General features: G+C 55.5%; 1 rRNA gene. It reads right to left on the bottom strand.

Going from position 1 to position 1720, the window contains the following annotated elements:
• Positions 1–18: 18 nt before the first annotated feature.
• Positions 19–1540, bottom strand: a 16S ribosomal RNA gene (locus EDF55_RS18565).
• Positions 1541–1720: the final 180 nt, after the last annotated feature.

Below are 1720 nucleotides of genomic sequence, written 5' to 3'. Positions count from 1 at the left end.
ATGCCAGATGCTCCTTAGAAAGGAGGTGATCCAGCCGCACCTTCCGGTACGGCTACCTTGTTACGACTTAGTCCTAATCACCGATCCCACCTTCGACGGCTCCTTCCACAAGGGTTAGGCCACCGGCTTCGGGTGTTACCGACTTTCATGACTTGACGGGCGGTGTGTACAAGGCCCGGGAACGTATTCACCGCAGCGTTGCTGATCTGCGATTACTAGCGACTCCGACTTCATGAGGTCGAGTTGCAGACCTCAATCCGAACTGAGACCGGCTTTTTGGGATTCGCTCCACCTTACGGTATCGCAGCCCTTTGTACCGGCCATTGTAGCATGCGTGAAGCCCAAGACATAAGGGGCATGATGATTTGACGTCATCCCCACCTTCCTCCGAGTTGACCCCGGCAGTCTCCTATGAGTCCCCGGCATAACCCGCTGGCAACATAGAACGAGGGTTGCGCTCGTTGCGGGACTTAACCCAACATCTCACGACACGAGCTGACGACAACCATGCACCACCTGTACACCGACCACAAGGGGGCGACCATCTCTGGCCGTTTCCGGTGTATGTCAAGCCTTGGTAAGGTTCTTCGCGTTGCATCGAATTAATCCGCATGCTCCGCCGCTTGTGCGGGCCCCCGTCAATTCCTTTGAGTTTTAGCCTTGCGGCCGTACTCCCCAGGCGGGGCGCTTAATGCGTTAGCTACGACACAGAAACCGTGGAAAGGTCCCTACATCTAGCGCCCAACGTTTACGGCATGGACTACCAGGGTATCTAATCCTGTTCGCTCCCCATGCTTTCGCTCCTCAGCGTCAGTTACGGCCCAGAGATCTGCCTTCGCCATCGGTGTTCCTCCTGATATCTGCGCATTCCACCGCTACACCAGGAATTCCAATCTCCCCTACCGCACTCTAGTCTGCCCGTACCCACTGCAAGCCCGAGGTTGAGCCTCGGGATTTCACAGCAGACGCGACAAACCGCCTACGAGCTCTTTACGCCCAATAATTCCGGACAACGCTTGCACCCTACGTATTACCGCGGCTGCTGGCACGTAGTTAGCCGGTGCTTTTTCTGCAGGTACCGTCACTTTCGCTTCTTCCCTACTAAAAGAGGTTTACAACCCGAAGGCCGTCATCCCTCACGCGGCGTTGCTGCATCAGGCTTTCGCCCATTGTGCAATATTCCCCACTGCTGCCTCCCGTAGGAGTCTGGGCCGTGTCTCAGTCCCAGTGTGGCCGGTCACCCTCTCAGGCCGGCTACCCGTCGTCGCCTTGGTGAGCCATTACCTCACCAACAAGCTGATAGGCCGCGAGTCCATCCCCAACCAAAAAATCTTTCCACCACCAGACCATGCGGCCGGTGATCATATCCAGTATTAGACGTCGTTTCCAACGCTTATCCCAGAGTCAGGGGCAGGTTACTCACGTGTTACTCACCCGTTCGCCACTAATCCGCCCAGCAAGCTGGGCATCATCGTTCGACTTGCATGTGTTAAGCACGCCGCCAGCGTTCGTCCTGAGCCAGGATCAAACTCTCCGTAAAAAATTACAGACCCAACACCCGAAAGCGTCAGGCCGAGTTGATCTTGACTGTTGACTGTCTACTGACAATCTTCAATCCAAAAGGAATTGTCTCCGGACGTCCCACAAGTGGAACGCCACGGGGTCAATAAATTGGCATTGACAATGTGCACGCTGTTGAGTTCTCAAGGACCAGACGCAC

Origin of the sequence: Curtobacterium sp. ZW137 (assembly GCF_003762905.1) — a bacterium.
Taxonomy (GTDB): Bacteria; Actinomycetota; Actinomycetes; order Actinomycetales; family Microbacteriaceae; genus Curtobacterium.
Note: the sequence above shows the minus strand (reverse complement) of the source record. Positions and strands in the feature narration are given on the sequence as shown.